Genomic DNA, 15,900 nt, shown 5'->3' with positions numbered 1-15,900 from the left:
CCCTGTTCTCGGACACAATCGAGTCATGCTCGCCGAACACCCCGTTTCCGCACCACCCGCTTTGACCGCACGACTATTGACACGCTGGCCGCAGATCGCCGAGCGCATGCTCGCCGCGGGGCTCGGCGCCACCGCGCCCGCCGAACTGCCGCCCGGCCACTTCACCGCGGAAGTCCTGCCGACCATCTACGCCTGCGGGCGCGCGGTGCTCGAGGCGATCGCGGCCGAGCGCGAGTTCACCCAGGCCGAGGTCGCCGCGTTCGTCGGGCCGGTCGCCGAGCGCCACGCCGAGGACCGCCTGCCGCTGCCGATGTTGATCGGCGCGATCCACGGCTCGGCGCAGGCCGTCCTCGCCGAGGCGTCCGCGCTGGCCGAGCCCACGGAGATGAACGACCTGATCCGGGTCGGCAGCGGGCTGCTCGAGCTGCTGCGCCATATCAATGTCACCGTCGTCGAGACCTACACCGAGGTCGAGCAGTCGATCTATCACGCCGAGCGCGAGGCCCGCCGGGAACTGTGTTCGGCGCTGGTGCGCGGGCTACCCGCCGAGGAACTCGCCGCGCGCGCCGACACCGTGCTAGCCGAGCAGTACACGGTGCTGGCGATCCACCTGAGCGAACCCGCCCGCACCGGCAGCGCGGCCAACCTGGTGACCCGCCGCCGCATCCGGGTGCTCCAGCGCGCGCTCGACGAGCTCACCGGCACCACCACCCCGGCCACCTTCGACGGCGCCAACGGCATCGCGCTGCTGAGCAACAGCTCCGAGACCGACGTCCTGGACGCGCAGCGCTTCGACGAGCTCGCCGCCCGGCTGACCGAGCAGTACGGCGTGACGGTGTATCTGGCCGAGTTCTCCGGCGTCGCCCGCGATGCCATCCCGGCCGCGGCCAAGGACGCGACCGAGCTGACCGAGCTGGCGCGGCTGCGCGGCAGGCCCGGCGGCTGCTACCGCCTCGACGACCTCCTGCTCGAATATCAGCTCACCCGCCCCGGCCCGGCCCGGGAACGCCTGGCGCAGCGGGTGATTCCGCTGCTCGGCAGCCCGCACCTGATCGAGGCGCTGGAGGCGCACCTGCGCCACGGCGCCGACCGCAAGACGGCCTCGCGCAGAATCCACGTGCACCCCAACACCTTCACCTACCGGTTGCGCCGCATCGCCGAGCTCACCGGCCTCGATCCGGCCGACCCCACGGATTCGCGCATGCTGGCCGCCGCGCTCACCGTGCACCGGCTCGACACCCCGCAGCGCCGCGGCGAGGATCAGCAGGTCTAGCGGGTCAAGCCGTCAGCGACGGCGCCGAGCCCGGCGGAGATCGCGGCGCGCTGCGCGGGCTCGAGCACGTCGACGAACACCCGGCGCACGACCTCGACGTGTCCGGGGGCCACGGCGTCGAGCTTGGCCCGGCCCGCCGCGGTGAGCACGGCGTTGACGCCGCGGACATCGGTGTCGTCGTCGACGCGGCGCACCAACCCGGCTCGCTCGAGCTTGCCCACCTGGTAGGTGAGCCCGCTCTTGGAGGTGTAGATCGCGGCGGCGAGGTCGGTCATCCGCATCGCGCCGCCGGTCTCGGCGGCGAGCCGGACCAGCACCTCGTACTGGGTGTGCGTGAGCCCCTCCCCCTTGAGGTGCTGGTCCACCGCGCGGTCGACGAGCGCGCCCGCGGCCAGGAACCTGACCCACAGCCGCATCTCCTCGGCATCGAGCCACCTGGGTTCTTCCATGCCGCAAACCCTAATCACTTCGGCGGAATAGCTGCGCATCGCGTATTGTTCAAATTTGAACATCAGTAGTTCACCCGATCCGAAGGAGCCCACCGTGACCATGCCGGTGCTCTACCTCTCCCACGGCGCCCCGCCGCTGATCGATCACGCCACCTGGCCCGCCGAGCTCGCCGCCTGGTCGGCCGAGCTGCCCCGGCCGCGGGCGATCCTGATCGTGTCCGCGCACTGGGAGTCGGCCCCGGTCACCCTGGGAGCGACCACCACCGTGCCGCTGGTCTACGACTTCAGCGGCTTCGCCCCGCGCTACTACGCCGAGCGCTACGCCGCCCCGGGCGCGCCCGATGTCGCCGCCCGGGTGCGTGAGCTGCTCGGCGGCACCGTCGCCGACGCTCCCGACCGCGGCCTCGACCACGGCGCCTACGTCCCGCTGAGCCGGATGTACCCCGATGCCGACATCCCGGTGCTGCAACTGTCGATCCCTACACTGGATCCGCGGGACCTGATGAAGCTCGGCCGCGCGCTCGCGCCGCTGCGCGACGAAGGCGTGCTCATCATCGGCAGCGGGTTCTTCACCCACAACCTGCGCGCGCTCACCGCCGACGACCACCACGTGCACTCGTTCACCGCCGAGTTCGACGACTGGGGCCGCCGGGCCCTCGACGACCGCGATATCGACGCGCTGCTCGACTTCGAGCACACCGCCCCCGCACCGCGCCTGGCCCATCCGCGCACCGAGCACTTCGCTCCGCTGTTCCTCACCCTCGGCGCCGGCGCCGAGGACATCGACTCCCTGCGCACCGTCATCGACGGTTACTGGTTCGGGATGGCACGACGCTCGGTTCAGATCGGCTGACCGGGCGAAACGGAAAGGACATCGCCATGACGACGACATCGACCACCCCCACCGACGCCGGCCTGCTGGTGCTACGCCTCGGCGTCGGCGCGACCATGGCCGCGCACGGCACCCAGAAGCTGTTCGCCTGGTTCGACGGCGGCGGCCTGTCCGGAACCGAGAAGTTCTTCGCGGCGAGCGGCTATCCGATGGCGAAATCCTTCGCCGTGGTGGCCGGACTGAGCGAGACGCTCGGCGGCATCGGCCTGATCCTCGGCCTGCTCACCCCACTGGCCGCCGCGGCGATCCTGGGCACGATGCTCAACGCGATCGCGGTGAAGTGGGGCGGGTTCTTCGCGCCCAAGGGTGTCGAATACGAGACGATCCTGGCGGTCGCGGCGACCAGCCTCGCACTCAGTGGCGCAGGCGGTTTCGCGCTCGACCGGTTCGTCCCGGGGCTGCGCGACTACAAGCTCGTCTACGGCTTGGCCGCTATTGCCCTGGCCGTGATCGTGGCCGGTATCACGCTGCTGATCCGGAATTGAAATTCAACGAAAAAACCCGCTATTCGACGTGTGCATCGAATAGCGGGTTATTCGTTTCCCGACAAGGAAAGTCTTACTTCAGCGCGCTTTACAGGTAGGCGCTGCACACCGGCCAGGCGCCGGGACCCTGCGCGGCCAGCACGTTCTCGGCGACGCGGATCTGCTCCTCGCGGCTGGCGTTGTCGGCGGTGCCGGTGCCACCGTAGGCCTCCCAGGTGCTCTGCGAGAACTGCAGGCCGCCGTAGTAGCCGTTACCGGTGTTGATGTTCCAGTTGCCCGTGCTCTCGCACTGCGCCACGGCGTCCCAGTTGTTCGCCGAGGCGGTCGCGGTGGTCAGACCGGCCGGAACGGCGATCATGGCGCCGGCGACAGCGGCGAAACCGAGGGCACGAGTGGTGAACTTGCGATTGAAAGACATAAGGATTCCTGCCTGCGCCCACCGGCTCGGTGATGAAATCCACCGCGTCCCTGCCCCTCAGTAATGTCGGGGATCCTCGAAATCGCGGGGCAGGCTTTCCGGTGTTCTGCGATTCGATTCGGCTCGGGTTGTTGTTCAAGCCGTGACCGAATGTAGCCGGAATGCGAGCCGAGATCACGTCCGGATCACGGACGCGTCTGTACCGGCCATTGTCCAAAGGAACAGTGTTCCGCGCTGGTCCGCCGTGACAAATCCGTAATCACATTACTGTCGTTATAGCACCGTAATGTGATCGGGATCACCAAGTTATAGAGACCCGGGTCACGTTTCCTATCCGGCAATTCGGGCATCGTGCCCGCGCGGATCAGCGATATTCGGGGTTCTCGAAGCCGAACCGGCAGCCGGCATCCCATTCCGAGCGCTGGTTGCCATGCGCCGGGATGCCGCCGACATCGCGCAGGATCCGGGCCAGATGCAGGAGATTCCAGGTCATGAAGGTGGTGTTGCGGTTGGTGAAGTCGTTGTCCGGGCCGCCCGAACCGGGGTCCAGGTAGGACGGGCCCGGCCCCGCCTCGCCGATCCAGCCGGCGTCGGCCTGCGGCGGAATGGTGTAGCCCAGGTGCTGGAGGCTGTAGAGGATGTTCATCGCGCAGTGCTTGACGCCGTCCTCGTTCCCGGTGATCACACAGCCACCGACCTTGCCGTAGTAGGCGTACTGGCCCGCAGCGTTGAGCTGGGAGGAGTTGCCGTAGAGCCGCTCGATCACCCGCTTGGTGACCGAACTGTTGTCACCGAGCCAGATGGGCCCCGCGAGCACCAGGATGTCGGCGGCCATGACCTGCTCCTGCAGCGCGGGCCACGCGTCGGTGGCCCAGCCGTGCTCGGTCATGTCGGGCCAGACACCGGTGGCGATGTCGTGATCGACCGCGCGCAGCTGCGAGACGGCGACGCCGTTCTCCGCCATGATGTGCGCGCTGACGTCGATCAGCCCCTGCGTATTGCTCGGTTCGGGCGAGCGCTTGAGCGTGCAGTTGATGAACAGCGCCGACAGATCGTCATAGGTCGCCATGGTCGTTCGGCCTCCTCGGTGGATGACGCGGCAGTGAACCCGCCACGCGGTACCGTGCCCGCACCGCCGGTGACGTTACGGCCGCGAGATCACGTTCCAAGCCGCCGCGAGAGCACAGCACGATGTCACGAAGGACGGCCCGCCCCGGCCACCGCGCTCTCGGCCGCCCGGTGCGGCAGGTCCGGGTCGCGATCCAGCCGGAGCAGGACCAGCTGGTGCTGGATCGGCGCCGCCGACCTCGTCGCGAGGTTGTGGGGCTAGCGCTGGAAGTACTGCTCGAGCCGGGCGCGCACTGTCGCTCTGGCGCGGTGCAGGATCACCCGCTGATTGCCCGCGGAGATGTCGAGCAGCGCGCAGACCTCGTCGGCGGAGTAGCCGTCGACATCGCGCAGGGTGAGAACCGTGCGGTGGCGGGGCGGCAGGGTGGCCACGGCGGCGGCGAGCAGGCGGGCCACTTCGGCGCGCTCGGCGGCGTCCTCGGGTTCGGACCACGGGCGCGGCTGGGCGCCGACCGCCCAGTGGCCCGGATAGCGGTCACCGGGTGGGCGGAAACGGCCCGGATCGACGGCCGGGCCCTCGTCCTCGGGCAGCAGCGTGGCGAACGGGACCGTGCGATGCTCCTTGATCCCGCGCTTCTTGGCGGTGTTCACCAGGATCCGATACACCCACGTCTTGAGCGAGGAGCGGCCTTCGAAACGGTCGACGCCCTGCACCACGGCCAGCCACGCCTCCTGCACGACTTCCTCGGCGGAGGCGTCGGTGGAGACGAACGAGCGCGCCAAGCGCAGCATCGAGCCGGACCAGGCGTCCACGACCAAGGCGAACGTCGCGTCGACTCCCGACCGTAGCTCGGCGACGAGCACGTCGTCGGCGGACAGGGCGCCGTCGTGTCCCACCGGGTCTCCTCGCTGTCACCACTCGCGTCGCTGGCAGCACAGTACCGCCGTCGCGCGGTGTAACGCGCGGGACGGGTCCGGGAACGGAGAACGCATGCGAGAGAAGGAGAAGACCATGCCGCACCGCCGTATCCGCCGTACCGTCCTCAGCGTGCTGGCGGTGGGGTTCGTCGCCGCGCTGGTCGTCGGCCTGTACCTGTTCCAGCCGTGGCGGTTGTTCACGACGACGACCGTCGACGAGGCCCCGGTCACGGCGACGGGCGGCGCGCCGCTGTCGGTGATCGCCGCCGGCGAGTTCCTCTCCCACGAGCACGAGACGACCGGTTCGGCACAGCTACAGCGCTCCCCCGACGGCGCACTGGTCCTGCGGATCACCGATCTGCGCACCTCCGACGGCCCCGCGCTGCACGTGTGGCTCACCGATCAGCCGGTGATCGGCGACGACTGGCACAACTTCGACGACGGCACGCACCTCGACCTGGGCGCGCTCAAGGGCAACGAGGGCAGTCAGAACTACGCCCTGCCCGCCGACACCGATCTGTCGGCGATCCGGTCGGTGAGCATCTGGTGCGCCCGCTTCCACGTGTCGTTCGGGGCGGCCACGCTGACGCCGGCCTGAGCGGGTCAGGCGGGGCGATGCCAGTCGCGAAAGGCCGCGAGCAAGGTGCTGCGCGCGTCGCCGGAGAGCTGCTCGGGCGTGAGTTCGCCGAGGTCACGGGTGGTGCGGCGGATCTGGTCGAGGTAGACCTCGCAGCCGTCGCACTCGGCGAGATGGGCGAGGAAACGCAGCTCGGTCTCGCTGTCGAGAGCGCCGTCGAGGAACCCGGTGACCAGCTCGACGAATTCGTCGCAGTCCATGCGTCCTGGCTCCTCTCGCTCGCTCGGCACAGCATAGTCATCGCCGCACCGGTTCAGAGCCCGGCGCGGGCCCGGCGTTACAGCGGGGGTGGCCGCCGTCACCGGCTCAGGCGAGCAGCCGCTTCTCCGTCGCCACCGCGACGGCCGCCGCCCTGGTGTCGACGCCGAGCTTGTCGTAGATGCGACCCAGGTGCGTCTTCACCGTCGCCTCGCTGATGTGCAGCGCGCGGGCGATCTCGCGATTGCCGAGGCCCCGCGCGAGCTGGCCGAGGATGTCGCGCTCGCGGGCGGTGAGGGTCGGGCCGGGATTGCGCATCTTGGCCATCACCTTCGCCGCGACCGGCGCGGACAGCGCGGTCTGGCCGCTCGCGGCGGCATGGATGGCGGCGAACAGTTCCTCGGGCCGTTCGGCCTTGAGCAGGTAGCCGGTGGCGCCCGCCTCGATCGCGCGGGTGATGTCGGCGTCGGTGTCGTAGGTGGTGAGGACCAGGACGTGCGGGGTCGGGGCGGCTTGCGCGGTGATCCGGCGGGTCGCTTCGACGCCGTCCATGTCGCTGCCGAGTTGCAGGTCCATCAGCACCACGTCGGGGTGCAGGCTCGCCGCCAGCGCGACCGCGGCCGGGCCGTCGGCGGCCTCGCCGATCACCTCGATATCGGGCGCGCTCGACAGCAGTGCGTGCAGTCCGGCGCGGACGACCGCGTGATCGTCGCAGATCAACAGGCGCACGGCGGGATTCACAAGTGCCGATGCTAGCGCGCGGCCCCGGTCGGAACAGCGTTCCCCGTTGCGCACACTGTTCGTCAGACGTACAGTGTTCGGCATGACGAACAACGTGCGTGCGGCGCGGAGTGGGGACACCACACCCGGCCCGATCGCGGCGTTCGCACGCTTCGTGGCGTGCGGCGGCGGGCTGGGACTGGTCTCGAGCGCGGCGGTCGGGCAGCTGGCCTGCGTGCTGCCGTGGGCCGTCGCGAACGCGGTGGTCACGATCGTCTCGACGCTGCTCGGCACGGTGCTGCACGCGCTGATCACCTTCGGCGGGCGCGCGCTGCCGGGGTGGCGGGAGCACTGGCAATCGGCGGGCTCGGCCGCGGCGGCCTACGCGGTGACGAGCGCGGCGATGTTCGCACTGTTCGCCGTCCAGCCGTCGCCGGGCGTATCGACCGTGCAGGTCGTCTATCTGTCGGCGTCGGGGCTGGCCGGGATCGGACGGTTCCTGGTGCTGCGGATGGTCGTCTTCGCGGGCCCGGAGCCGGCCGCGCCGTCCATCGCCGCACGTGGGCCGGTCACGAATACCGGCGCACCGGTCGAGGTCGTCGGCGCCGGGCGGCCCGCGGCCGGGACCCAGGCCCCGGTCCGGATGCGACCGAGCACCACCCGACTGGTCCTACCGGCGCCCCGGTCGCACCGGCACTGGATGCCCGCGGCGGCGTAGCGAATTCAGCCCACGGCCAGCGGAATCGCGACCGAGAGCACCGTGCCGTCCCCCGGCGCCGACTCGATCGCGCAGGTCCCGCCCAGCTGACGCACCCGCGCCCGGATCGCGGGCAGGCCGTGCCCGCGATGCTCGTCCGGATCGGCCAGGTCGGTGGGATCGAAGCCGCGCCCGTCGTCGGCCACGTCGAGGACGATCTGGTCGTCGAGGCTGGTCAATGTGATGGTCGCGGTCGTGGCCGCCGCGTGCTCGCGCACATTGGCCAGCGCCCCCTGCGCGACCCGCAGCAGCGTCGCCTCCACCCGCTGGGGCAGCGGGCCCGGCGTCCCCTCCAGATGACACCGCACCGTGAGCGTGTCGGTGGACTCCCGCGCGGCGAGCGCGGTGAGCGCGGCGGCGAGCGACCCACCGGCGGCCAGGTCGGCGGGCGCGAGGTCGTGGACGAAGCGACGGGCCTCGGCGAGGTCGCGTTCGGCGATCTCGGCAACCGAGCGCAGATGGTCGCGCGCCAGCCCGGGATCGCTGTCCCACACCAGATCCGCCGCCTGCAGCAGCATCCGCTGGCTCGATAACCCCTGCGCGAGAGTGTCGTGGATCTCCATGGCGAGCCGTTCGCGTTCGGCGAGGGTGCCCTCGCGGCGTTCGGTCTCGGCCAGCTCCCGCCGGGTGCGGACGAGGTCGTCGATGAGCGCCGCCTGCTGTTCGGTCTGGCGGCGCATACCGACGAACAGCACGGTGGTCACCGCCGCGACCGCGGGCGGCGCGAGCACCAGGTTCGGGTCCAGCCAGCCCGCGATCCGCACCTGACTGAACACCACCAGCGCGGTCAAGGCGCAGACGAGCGTCACCGCGACCCGTACCGACAGGATCCGTAAACCGGTGTACACCAACGGAACCGCGCACCAGGCGAAGCTCGGCGCCAGCACCACCAGCACCGCCCAGGTCGCGACCAGCAGCGCGAACCACATCACCCGATACGAATGCCGCAGCTCGCTCATCGCGTAGAGGACCGCGAGCAGCAGGGCGAGGGCGACGACCAGCGGGGTCGATCGCGTGTCGGAATGCCGGATCAACCAGCGCATGAGCGAGGCCGCCAGCAGCACGTAGAACGCGCTGTACACGATCACCGTGAGCAGTCGCGTATCGTCGTTCCGGTCGCCGAGTGTGCTCCGCATCGGTACCTCCCGTCCACATCAGCTGGGCAAACTCCCCCATTCTCTCCCGCCTGCCGCCGTGCCCGGGTCATCCGATCGGTTGACCCGGGTGTCGCCCGATCCGGCCGCGCAAGTGCAGCCACATCGCCGATCCGCGCGGGCCGCCGAGCGAACAGGATGGATATCACCAGGCCACGGCACCACCGCCGGACGGCCGAGAATCCGATCAGGAGCAGCCATGAGCACCCAGTTCAGCACCCGCAACCGTCTCATCGTCGCCGGCGCCTCGGCGGCCGTCGTCGCCGCGGGCGTGGTGGGCGCGGTGACGGTGCAGGCCCAGAACCCCGACCCGGCGACCCGCACCCCCGTCGTCGCCGATGCCGCCGACACCAACCTGACCCAGAGCACCCACCTCTCGATCGCCGCCGCCACCAAGGCCGCGCAGACCGCGCTCGACGCCGCGGCCAAGGAGAACCAGCGGGTCAGCGTGGCGGTCGTCGACCGCAACGGCAATGTCATCGTCACCCTGCGCGGCGACGGCGCGGGCCCGCAGTCCTACGACGCCGCCCAGCAGAAGGCTTTCACCGCCGTCTCCTGGAACGCCCCCACCACCGAGCTGAGCAAGCGCCTCGAGTCCGCCCCGCACCTGGCCGACATCGACGGCACCCTGTTCCTCGGCGGCGGCGCCCCGGTCAAGGCCAACGGCGCCCCGATCGCGGGCATCGGCGTGGCCGGCGCCCCCAGCGGCGACCTGGACGAGAAGTTCGCCCAGGCCGGGGTCGCCGCGATCGGCGAGTAGTCCCGAACACCGGCCGCGCTGTCTCAGTTCTCCCTGCGCGCCCTGGCCCGGCGTTTGCCCTCGTGCATGGCCTGCACCCTGGCGATCGGGATGGTGTGCCCCTCGGCGATCAGGTCGGCCGGAAGTTCCTGCGGTGCGGGCATTTCCGCGGTCCACGGGTCGGTGTCGCCGAGGAGGTTCGGCGCGCTGCGCAGGGTGAAGTCGGCCGGGACCACGTCGTCGATAGCGCTCCAGCGCAAGGGGAACGAGACCGGGACGCCGGGGCGGACGCGCGGACTGTAGGCCGCGATGACGGTGGCGCCGCCGGCCCGCGTCGAATCGAGGAAGACCTTGCCGTGGCGGTCTTCCCTGATGAACGCGGTGGTGCCGACGGTGGGGTCGATCCGTTCGGCGCGGGCGGCGATCGCGCGGGTCGCGGCGGCCGCGTCCTCGATCGAGATGCCCGGCACGACCGGAACGAACACGTGCAATCCCTTGGCCCCACTGGTTTTCACCGCGCCGTCGAGTCCGTCCGCGGTGAGGGCGGCCCGGATCAGCCGGGCGCCCGCCGCGGCATCACGAAAGGTCTGTCCCGGCGACGGATCGAGATCGAGCACCAGATGCGTGGGTCCGGCGCTGTGGTCGACCGGCAGCAGGGTCGGGTGATACTCCACCGCCCGCTGATTGCCGAACCACAGCAGCGTCCGCTCGTCGTTGCCGAGCGCGTAGGTGACTTCCCGATGCGAACTCTCCGCCCACACCGTCACCCGCGGCACCCACTCCGGCGTGTACTTCGGCAGGTTCTTCTGCATGAACGGTTCCTGCCCGGGCCGCACCCGCACCACCGACAGCGGGCGGTCGCGCAGCACGCGCACCAACCGCTCCCCGGCGAACTCCAGGTAGTCCACCAGGTCCCGCTTGGTCGCCTCGGCACCGTCGAACAGTGGTTGGTCGAGATTGGACATCTCGACCCCGCCCCGCACTTCCTTGCTGGCCATCGCCCCACCCTCCCCCGTCCGTCCCCCGAGGTCAACCAGCCGTTTTGGTCGATTGCCCGGTCGTCGGCTATCGTATGTTCCGCGCGGTTCACGCAGCTGAATCGTGGTTCTGGCCCCGTCGTCTAGCGGCCTAGGACGCCGCCCTCTCAAGGCGGTAGCGCGGGTTCAAATCCCGTCGGGGCTACAACGAACTCCCCGGTCATCGCGACCGGGGAGTTTTTTCATGCCCGGCCTCGTGCAACACATTGACAGACGTTGCACCGTCCATACACTGTGGGAGATGTTGCACCAGGAGGTGACGTGACCGAACAGACCGCACTGGGCAGGCGGCTCGACGACCTCGCCGCCCGGCCCGACGCCATCACCGCGTTCAAGGCGGCCCGATCCGGCTTCCTCGCCGGCCGCAGGCTCGAGATGAAGGAGCTCGCCGACGAGCTCGGCGTCAACCGGGCCACCCTGTTCCGCTGGGTCGGCGGCCGCGACGAGCTGCTGGCCGAGGTGATCTGGTCGGTGGCCGATCCGACCCTGCGCCGCGCCGTGGCCGCCAACACCGAGCGGGGTGCGCGCCGGATCGCCGGTGTACTGGGCGATTTCGCCGAGGCGGTCAACACCTCCGACGCCTTCCGCCAGTTCCTGCGCCGCGAACCCGAACGCGCGCTGCGCCTGCTCACCACCCGGGCCGGTTCCGTGCAGCGCCGCTTCGTCGACGTCATCGCCGGCCTGCTCACCGAGGCGATCTCGGCGGGCGAGCTCGATCCGCCGCTGCCGGTGCCGGAACTGGCCCTGCTGCTGGCGCGGATCACCGAGACCTTCATCTACGCCGACGTGATCAGCGGCGAGGAACCCGACGCGGCCAAGGTGGTCCAGGCGTCGCTGGTTCTGCTGGGCGAACGGCCCGAACAGTAGGAACCGAAAGGAAAACCATGCAGCGCACCATCTACTCCGAGGACCACGAGGCGTTTCGCGCCTCCGTCGCCGAATTCGTCAAGCGGTCGATCGAGCCCAACGCCGAACGCTTCGCCGAGGAACGCGCGATCGACCGCGACACCTGGCTGGCCGCCGGTGAACTCGGCTACCTCGGACTCGGCGTGCCGGAGGAGTTCGGCGGCAGCGACGCAGGCGACTACCGGTTCGCCGCGGTGCTCGGCGAGGAACTGGCCAAAGCCGGTGCGGCGCTGTCGTCCTCGTTCGGCATCCACTACGACGTGTGCGCGCCCTACCTGGTGGAACTGACCACCGACGAGCAGAAGCGGCGCTGGCTGCCCAAGTTCTGCACCGGCGAGATCATCACCGCGATCGGCATGACCGAGCCCTCGGGCGGCTCGGACCTGGCGGCGCTCAAGACCACCGCCGTACGCGACGGCGACGACTGGATCATCAACGGCTCGAAGACGTTCATCACCAACGGTTTCAACGCCGACCTGGTCATCGTCGCCGCCCGCACCAGCCCGGAGAAGAAGGCCAAGGGCATCACGCTGTTCGTGGTGGAGAACGGTATGGCGGGCTTCACCCGGGGCCGCAAGCTCGACAAGGTGGGCCAGCCCGAATCCGACACCGCCGAGCTGTTCTTCGACAACGTGCGGGTGCCCGACGCCAACCGGCTCGGGGAGACCGACCGCGGCTTCATCTCGATGATGGAACGGCTGCCGCAGGAACGCATCGGCGCCGCGATCTCCAATATCGCCCACGCCGCGGCGATCCTGGACGAGACGCTGGCCTACGCCAAGGAGCGCAAGGCGTTCGGGCAGCAGATCGGCAGCTTCCAGTACAACAAGTTCCTCTTCGCCGAACTGGTCACCAAAGTCGAAGTGACGCAGGCGTTCGTCGACCAGGGCATCGCCGCGCACGCCGCGGGCGAGCTCTCCGCAGTCGACGCCGCGAAGGCGAAGTGGTGGTCGGCCCAGGTGCAGAACGAGGTGCTCGACGCTTGCGTGCAGTTGCACGGCGGCTACGGCTACATGCGGGAGTACCGGGTCGCGCGGGCGTGGATGGACGCCAGGGTCACCAAGATCTGGGCGGGCTCCAACGAGATCATGAAGGAGCTCATCGGCCGCGATCTCGGCCTGTAGGTCGGTGCCAGGAGAGAGTGCGTCGCGCCCGGCGCAAGTCCACCGGGCGCGACGCGACGCCGGTCAGTTCAGGATGATCGGCAACGCGGCCAGATCGTTCTGCGTGAGCACCGGCAGGTTGCCGAGCTCGCTGTCGGGCACGGCCAGCCGCAGCTGCGGGAAGCGGGCGAACAACGCGGGCAGCGCGATCGCGGCCTCCAGCCGCGACAGCGCGGCGCCCGGGCAGATGTGCGGGCCGTAGCCGAAGGCCAGGTGGCGGTTGGCGGTCGGGCGGGTCACGTCGAACTCGTCGGCGGTCTCGCCGTGCACCGCGGTGTCGCGGCCGATGGCGCGGTAGGACATCACCACGCCCTCGCCCTTGGCGATCACGGTGTCGCCGACGGTGATGTCCTCGGTGGCGAAGCGCATCAGCAGGTGCGAGACCGGGCCGTCCCAGCGCAGCGACTCCTCGATGACCTGCTTCCACTCCACGTCGCCCGCCAGGACTTTCGCCAACTGCTCGGGCTCGTTGAGCAGCGCGCGCACGGTGTTGACGATCAGGCTGACGGTGGTCTCGTGCCCGGCGGCGACGAGCGCCTTGATGTTGCCGATCGCCTCCTCCTCGGTGAGCGGCTCGCCGCCCTCCTCGTCGGCGACGACGAACGCCGAGGTCAGATCGTCGCCCGGGTTCGCGATCTTCTGGCGCACCTGATCGGTGAAGTACACGTCGAGCTCGCCGATCACGCGCAGGCGCTCGTCCTGCGGGGTCATCACCGAGAAGAACTTCTTGTACCAGTCGAGCAGCTGCGCGTGGTCCTCGCGCGCGACGCCCATCAGGTCGCCGACCACGCGCATCGGCAGCGGGTAGGCGAAGACCGACTTGAGGTCCACCGGCGCGCCGTCGGCGCCCGCGGCCGCGAGGTCGTCGAGCAGTTCGAGGGTGAGCCGCTCGATCACCGGCCGCAGTTCCTCGAGCCGACGCGGCGCCAGCGCCTGCGCGGTCTTGAGCCGCAGCCTGCGGTGCTCGGCGCCGTCGACATTGAACATCGACCGGTCGACATCGACCATGCCGATCAGTGGCCACTGGTTGGTCACCACGCCGTCGGTCCACAGCTTCCACGCGTGGATGTCCTTGACCAGGCGGCTGTCGGTGGTCAGCTGACGGGCGACCGCGTGGTCGGTGACGGTCCAGGCGGGCACACCGAGCAGGTCGATCCGGGCGAGCGGACCTTCGGCGCGCAGTCGGGCGGTCTCGCCGTTGAGGTCACCGACCATGGGGTCGATGGCAAAGGGGCACTGGGAACTCACGACGAACCTCCGACGGGTCTAACTGGTGTGAAACGAACGGGCAGTGCGGTCATGCCCCGAAGGAAAGCCGAAGGTCGCCGGGTGAGTTGCTCGGCGGGAACCGCCAGGTCGACATCGGGGAGCCGGTCGAGCAGCACCTCGATCCCGGTCCTGGCGATGATCTCGGCGATCTGCTGCGCCGGGAAGGGGCAGCGGTATTCGCCGTAGCTGAACGCGAAGTGCGCGTTGTTGCCGGTCGGCACCGTGTCACCGTCGGTGAACGACTGGCGGATGTGCGGGTCGAGATTGGCCGCGGCCAGCCCGAGCAACAGCATGTCGCCCGCCCGGATGGTCTGGTCGGCCAGGCGGGTGTCGCGCGCGGCCCAGCGCCCGGCCAGGATCGAGGTGGGGCCCTCTTCCCAGAGCACCTCGTTCATGGCCTGGCCGACACTGCGCCTGCCGCCGCCGAGCGCCGCGGCGAACCGGTCGTCGACGAGCATCAGGCGCATGGAGCTGCCCAGCCAGTCGGCCGTGGTGAGGTGACCGGCGGCGGTGATCGCCATCAGGTCGTTGATGTACTCCTCGTCGGTGAACGGCTCCGGATCGGCCAGCATCAGCGACACCAGATCGCCGGCGGGCCGCGCGCGCTTGGCCGCGACCAGCCGGGCCATGTGCTCACCGAAGCGGGCGTGCCCGGCCTGGGCGTCCGCGCCACCGTCGGCGAGCAGTTTCATCGTCAGGGCGAGGTCGGCGGCGTCGCTGTCGGGCAGGCCGAGGATGCGGCCCAGCGCCAGCACCGGCAGCGGCTCGGCGAACTCGGCCACCAGGTCCGCGCTGCCACGGCCGCAGAACCCGTCGACCAGGCGATCGGCGAGTTCCTCACAGGCCCGGCGCAATTCGAAGTGGTCGACCGCGTCGAGCGCGGGCTCCACCATCGCCAGATGCCGGCGATGCTCGGCGCCCGCGGTGAAGTAGATCGAGGGCATCGGCCGACCGACCATCGGCAGCAGCGGCCAGTCGTCGGGCACCCGGCCCCACTGGTTCCACAGCGAGACATCGCGCGGGAACAGCAGCGGATCGCTGGTCACCTGGTGCAGTTCGCGATAGCCGATGACCAGCCAGGCCGGGAACCCGCCGGGCAGCTCGACCGAGACCACCGGACCGTGGTCGCGCCGCATCCGGCGGTAGACCTCGTGCGGTTCGATGTGGAATTCGGGGCCGCTCAACGGCACCGCGCCGGTGATCGGGCAGGCACCGGTGCCGGTGGGTGTGCTCATCAGACGGTCTCCCCCTGCGGGACAGCGGAATACAGGTGCTCGACCAGGGCGATCAGCACCTGTTTGCTCGATTCGCGCGAGCGCGCGTCACACATCAGCAGCGGCACCGCGGGATCGAGGTCGAGCGCGTCGCGCACCTCCTGCGGCTCGTGCGCGTCACCGAAGTCGTTGCAGGCCACCACGAACGGGGTGCCCTGATGCTCGAGCCGGTCGATCGCGTACCAGGAGTCGGCGATCCGGCGCTGATCGACCAGCACGATCGCGCCGAGCGCGCCGGTGAACAGCCGATCCCACAGGAACCAGAACCGCTGCTGGCCGGGCGCGCCGAACAGATACAGCACGTGCTCGTCGTCGAGGGTGATCCGGCCGAAGTCGAAGGCCACCGTGGTGGCCGACTTGCCGGGAACCCCGGTGGCGTCGTCGATCCCGACACCGACGTCGGTCATCGTCGCCTCGGTGTCGAGCGGCCTGATCTCGCTCACCGACCGCACCAGGGTCGTCTTACCGACGCCGAATCCGCCGATGACGACGATCTTCAACCCGTGTTTGGCCGTGCTGTGCAGCGGCGCCATGGCCCGCTCC

Annotated in this window: 18 protein-coding genes, 1 tRNA gene and 1 pseudogene; 9 read left to right on the top strand and 11 right to left on the bottom strand. The window is 70.0% G+C overall.

Annotated features, from left to right (window positions below; all coding sequences use genetic code 11):
* Positions 1 to 25: 25 nt before the first annotated feature.
* The gene (locus ATM97_RS06405) at positions 26 to 1,273 is read left to right on the top strand and encodes a CdaR family transcriptional regulator (RefSeq protein WP_218717012.1); all 1,248 of its coding nucleotides are present in this window, start codon (positions 26 to 28) and stop codon (positions 1,271 to 1,273) included.
* On the opposite strand, the gene ATM97_RS06400 is transcribed toward ATM97_RS06405, so the two are convergent.
* Positions 1,270 to 1,722, bottom strand: a complete 453-nt coding sequence (locus ATM97_RS06400; RefSeq protein WP_218717011.1) for a MarR family winged helix-turn-helix transcriptional regulator — start codon at positions 1,720 to 1,722, stop codon at positions 1,270 to 1,272. The genes ATM97_RS06405 and ATM97_RS06400 overlap by 4 nt on opposite strands.
* A gap of 100 nt (positions 1,723 to 1,822) precedes the next feature.
* On the opposite strand from ATM97_RS06400, the gene ATM97_RS06395 reads away from it, so the two are divergent.
* On the top strand, positions 1,823 to 2,575 hold the full coding sequence (locus ATM97_RS06395) for a dioxygenase (protein WP_218717027.1): 753 nt from the start codon (positions 1,823 to 1,825) through the stop codon (positions 2,573 to 2,575).
* 26 nt (positions 2,576 to 2,601) lie between these two features.
* Positions 2,602 to 3,099 (top strand): DoxX family protein, encoded by a 498-nt coding sequence (locus ATM97_RS06390; protein ID WP_218717010.1) that lies wholly within the window; start codon positions 2,602 to 2,604, stop codon positions 3,097 to 3,099.
* Positions 3,100 to 3,190: 91 nt separating this feature from the next.
* Here the strand turns inward: ATM97_RS06390 and ATM97_RS06385 are convergent.
* The 3 genes and pseudogenes from ATM97_RS06385 to ATM97_RS06375 all read right to left on the bottom strand — a co-directional run.
* Positions 3,191 to 3,517, bottom strand: a pseudogene (locus ATM97_RS06385) (transglycosylase family protein); the annotation flags it as partial.
* A gap of 364 nt (positions 3,518 to 3,881) precedes the next feature.
* Entirely contained in the window at positions 3,882 to 4,586 is a 705-nt protein-coding gene (locus tag ATM97_RS06380) for a flavodoxin family protein (protein WP_218717008.1), read from the bottom strand.
* A gap of 257 nt (positions 4,587 to 4,843) precedes the next feature.
* A complete protein-coding gene (locus tag ATM97_RS06375; protein ID WP_218717007.1) occupies positions 4,844 to 5,482 on the bottom strand; it encodes an RNA polymerase sigma factor in 639 nt (212 codons plus the stop codon).
* Between the two features lie 94 nt (positions 5,483 to 5,576).
* Here ATM97_RS06375 and ATM97_RS06370 point away from each other — a divergent pair, with 94 nt between their 5' ends.
* Positions 5,577 to 6,101 carry a DM13 domain-containing protein gene (locus tag ATM97_RS06370; protein WP_218717006.1) on the top strand — a complete coding sequence of 175 codons (525 nt, stop codon included), beginning with the start codon at positions 5,577 to 5,579 and terminating at the stop codon, positions 6,099 to 6,101.
* A gap of 5 nt (positions 6,102 to 6,106) precedes the next feature.
* Here the strand turns inward: ATM97_RS06370 and ATM97_RS06365 are convergent, their stop codons facing one another.
* On the bottom strand, positions 6,107 to 6,340 hold the full coding sequence (locus ATM97_RS06365) for an anti-sigma factor (protein ID WP_218717005.1): 234 nt from the start codon (positions 6,338 to 6,340) through the stop codon (positions 6,107 to 6,109).
* Positions 6,341 to 6,446: 106 nt separating this feature from the next.
* Positions 6,447 to 7,079 (bottom strand): response regulator transcription factor, encoded by a 633-nt coding sequence (locus tag ATM97_RS06360; RefSeq protein WP_218717004.1) that lies wholly within the window; start codon positions 7,077 to 7,079, stop codon positions 6,447 to 6,449.
* A gap of 82 nt (positions 7,080 to 7,161) precedes the next feature.
* Here ATM97_RS06360 and ATM97_RS06355 point away from each other — a divergent pair, with 82 nt between their 5' ends.
* Positions 7,162 to 7,776, top strand: a complete 615-nt coding sequence (locus ATM97_RS06355) for a hypothetical protein (protein WP_218717003.1) — start codon at positions 7,162 to 7,164, stop codon at positions 7,774 to 7,776.
* A 5-nt stretch (positions 7,777 to 7,781) separates the two neighbouring features.
* On the opposite strand, the gene ATM97_RS06350 is transcribed toward ATM97_RS06355, so the two are convergent.
* A complete protein-coding gene (locus ATM97_RS06350) occupies positions 7,782 to 8,951 on the bottom strand; it encodes a sensor histidine kinase (RefSeq protein ID WP_218717002.1) in 1,170 nt (389 codons plus the stop codon).
* A 217-nt stretch (positions 8,952 to 9,168) separates the two neighbouring features.
* On the opposite strand from ATM97_RS06350, the gene ATM97_RS06345 reads away from it, so the two are divergent.
* On the top strand, positions 9,169 to 9,729 hold the full coding sequence (locus ATM97_RS06345) for a heme-binding protein (RefSeq protein WP_218717001.1): 561 nt from the start codon (positions 9,169 to 9,171) through the stop codon (positions 9,727 to 9,729).
* Between the two features lie 23 nt (positions 9,730 to 9,752).
* Here ATM97_RS06345 and ATM97_RS06340 read toward each other — a convergent pair whose 3' ends face one another.
* Positions 9,753 to 10,706 (bottom strand): DNA polymerase domain-containing protein, encoded by a 954-nt coding sequence (locus tag ATM97_RS06340; protein ID WP_218717000.1) that lies wholly within the window; start codon positions 10,704 to 10,706, stop codon positions 9,753 to 9,755.
* A 111-nt stretch (positions 10,707 to 10,817) separates the two neighbouring features.
* Between ATM97_RS06340 and ATM97_RS06335 the strand changes: the two genes are divergently transcribed.
* From ATM97_RS06335 to ATM97_RS06325, 3 genes are all read left to right on the top strand, one after another.
* Positions 10,818 to 10,890 (top strand) — tRNA-Glu (locus ATM97_RS06335).
* A gap of 116 nt (positions 10,891 to 11,006) precedes the next feature.
* On the top strand, positions 11,007 to 11,612 hold the full coding sequence (locus ATM97_RS06330) for a QsdR family transcriptional regulator (RefSeq protein ID WP_218716999.1): 606 nt from the start codon (positions 11,007 to 11,009) through the stop codon (positions 11,610 to 11,612).
* Positions 11,613 to 11,629: 17 nt separating this feature from the next.
* Positions 11,630 to 12,775 (top strand): acyl-CoA dehydrogenase family protein, encoded by a 1,146-nt coding sequence (locus tag ATM97_RS06325; protein WP_218716998.1) that lies wholly within the window; start codon positions 11,630 to 11,632, stop codon positions 12,773 to 12,775.
* A 63-nt stretch (positions 12,776 to 12,838) separates the two neighbouring features.
* Here ATM97_RS06325 and ATM97_RS06320 read toward each other — a convergent pair whose 3' ends face one another.
* Genes ATM97_RS06320 through ATM97_RS06310 form a run of 3 tightly spaced genes read right to left on the bottom strand, consistent with a single transcriptional unit; the run spans position 12,839 to position 15,890 of the window.
* Positions 12,839 to 14,062, bottom strand: a complete 1,224-nt coding sequence (locus ATM97_RS06320; RefSeq protein ID WP_308248392.1) for a cytochrome P450 — start codon at positions 14,060 to 14,062, stop codon at positions 12,839 to 12,841.
* Positions 14,059 to 15,318 (bottom strand): cytochrome P450, encoded by a 1,260-nt coding sequence (locus ATM97_RS06315; protein WP_218716997.1) that lies wholly within the window; start codon positions 15,316 to 15,318, stop codon positions 14,059 to 14,061. Before ATM97_RS06315 ends, ATM97_RS06320 begins: the two co-directional genes overlap by 4 nt.
* A complete protein-coding gene (locus tag ATM97_RS06310) occupies positions 15,318 to 15,890 on the bottom strand; it encodes an ATP/GTP-binding protein (protein WP_218716996.1) in 573 nt (190 codons plus the stop codon). Before ATM97_RS06310 ends, ATM97_RS06315 begins: the two co-directional genes overlap by 1 nt.
* Positions 15,891 to 15,900: the final 10 nt, after the last annotated feature.

The sequence above is a fragment of the Nocardia sp. MH4 genome, assembly GCF_019266065.1.
GTDB classification, from domain to species: domain Bacteria; phylum Actinomycetota; class Actinomycetes; order Mycobacteriales; family Mycobacteriaceae; genus Nocardia; species Nocardia canadensis.
Note: the sequence above shows the minus strand (reverse complement) of the source record. Positions and strands in the feature narration are given on the sequence as shown.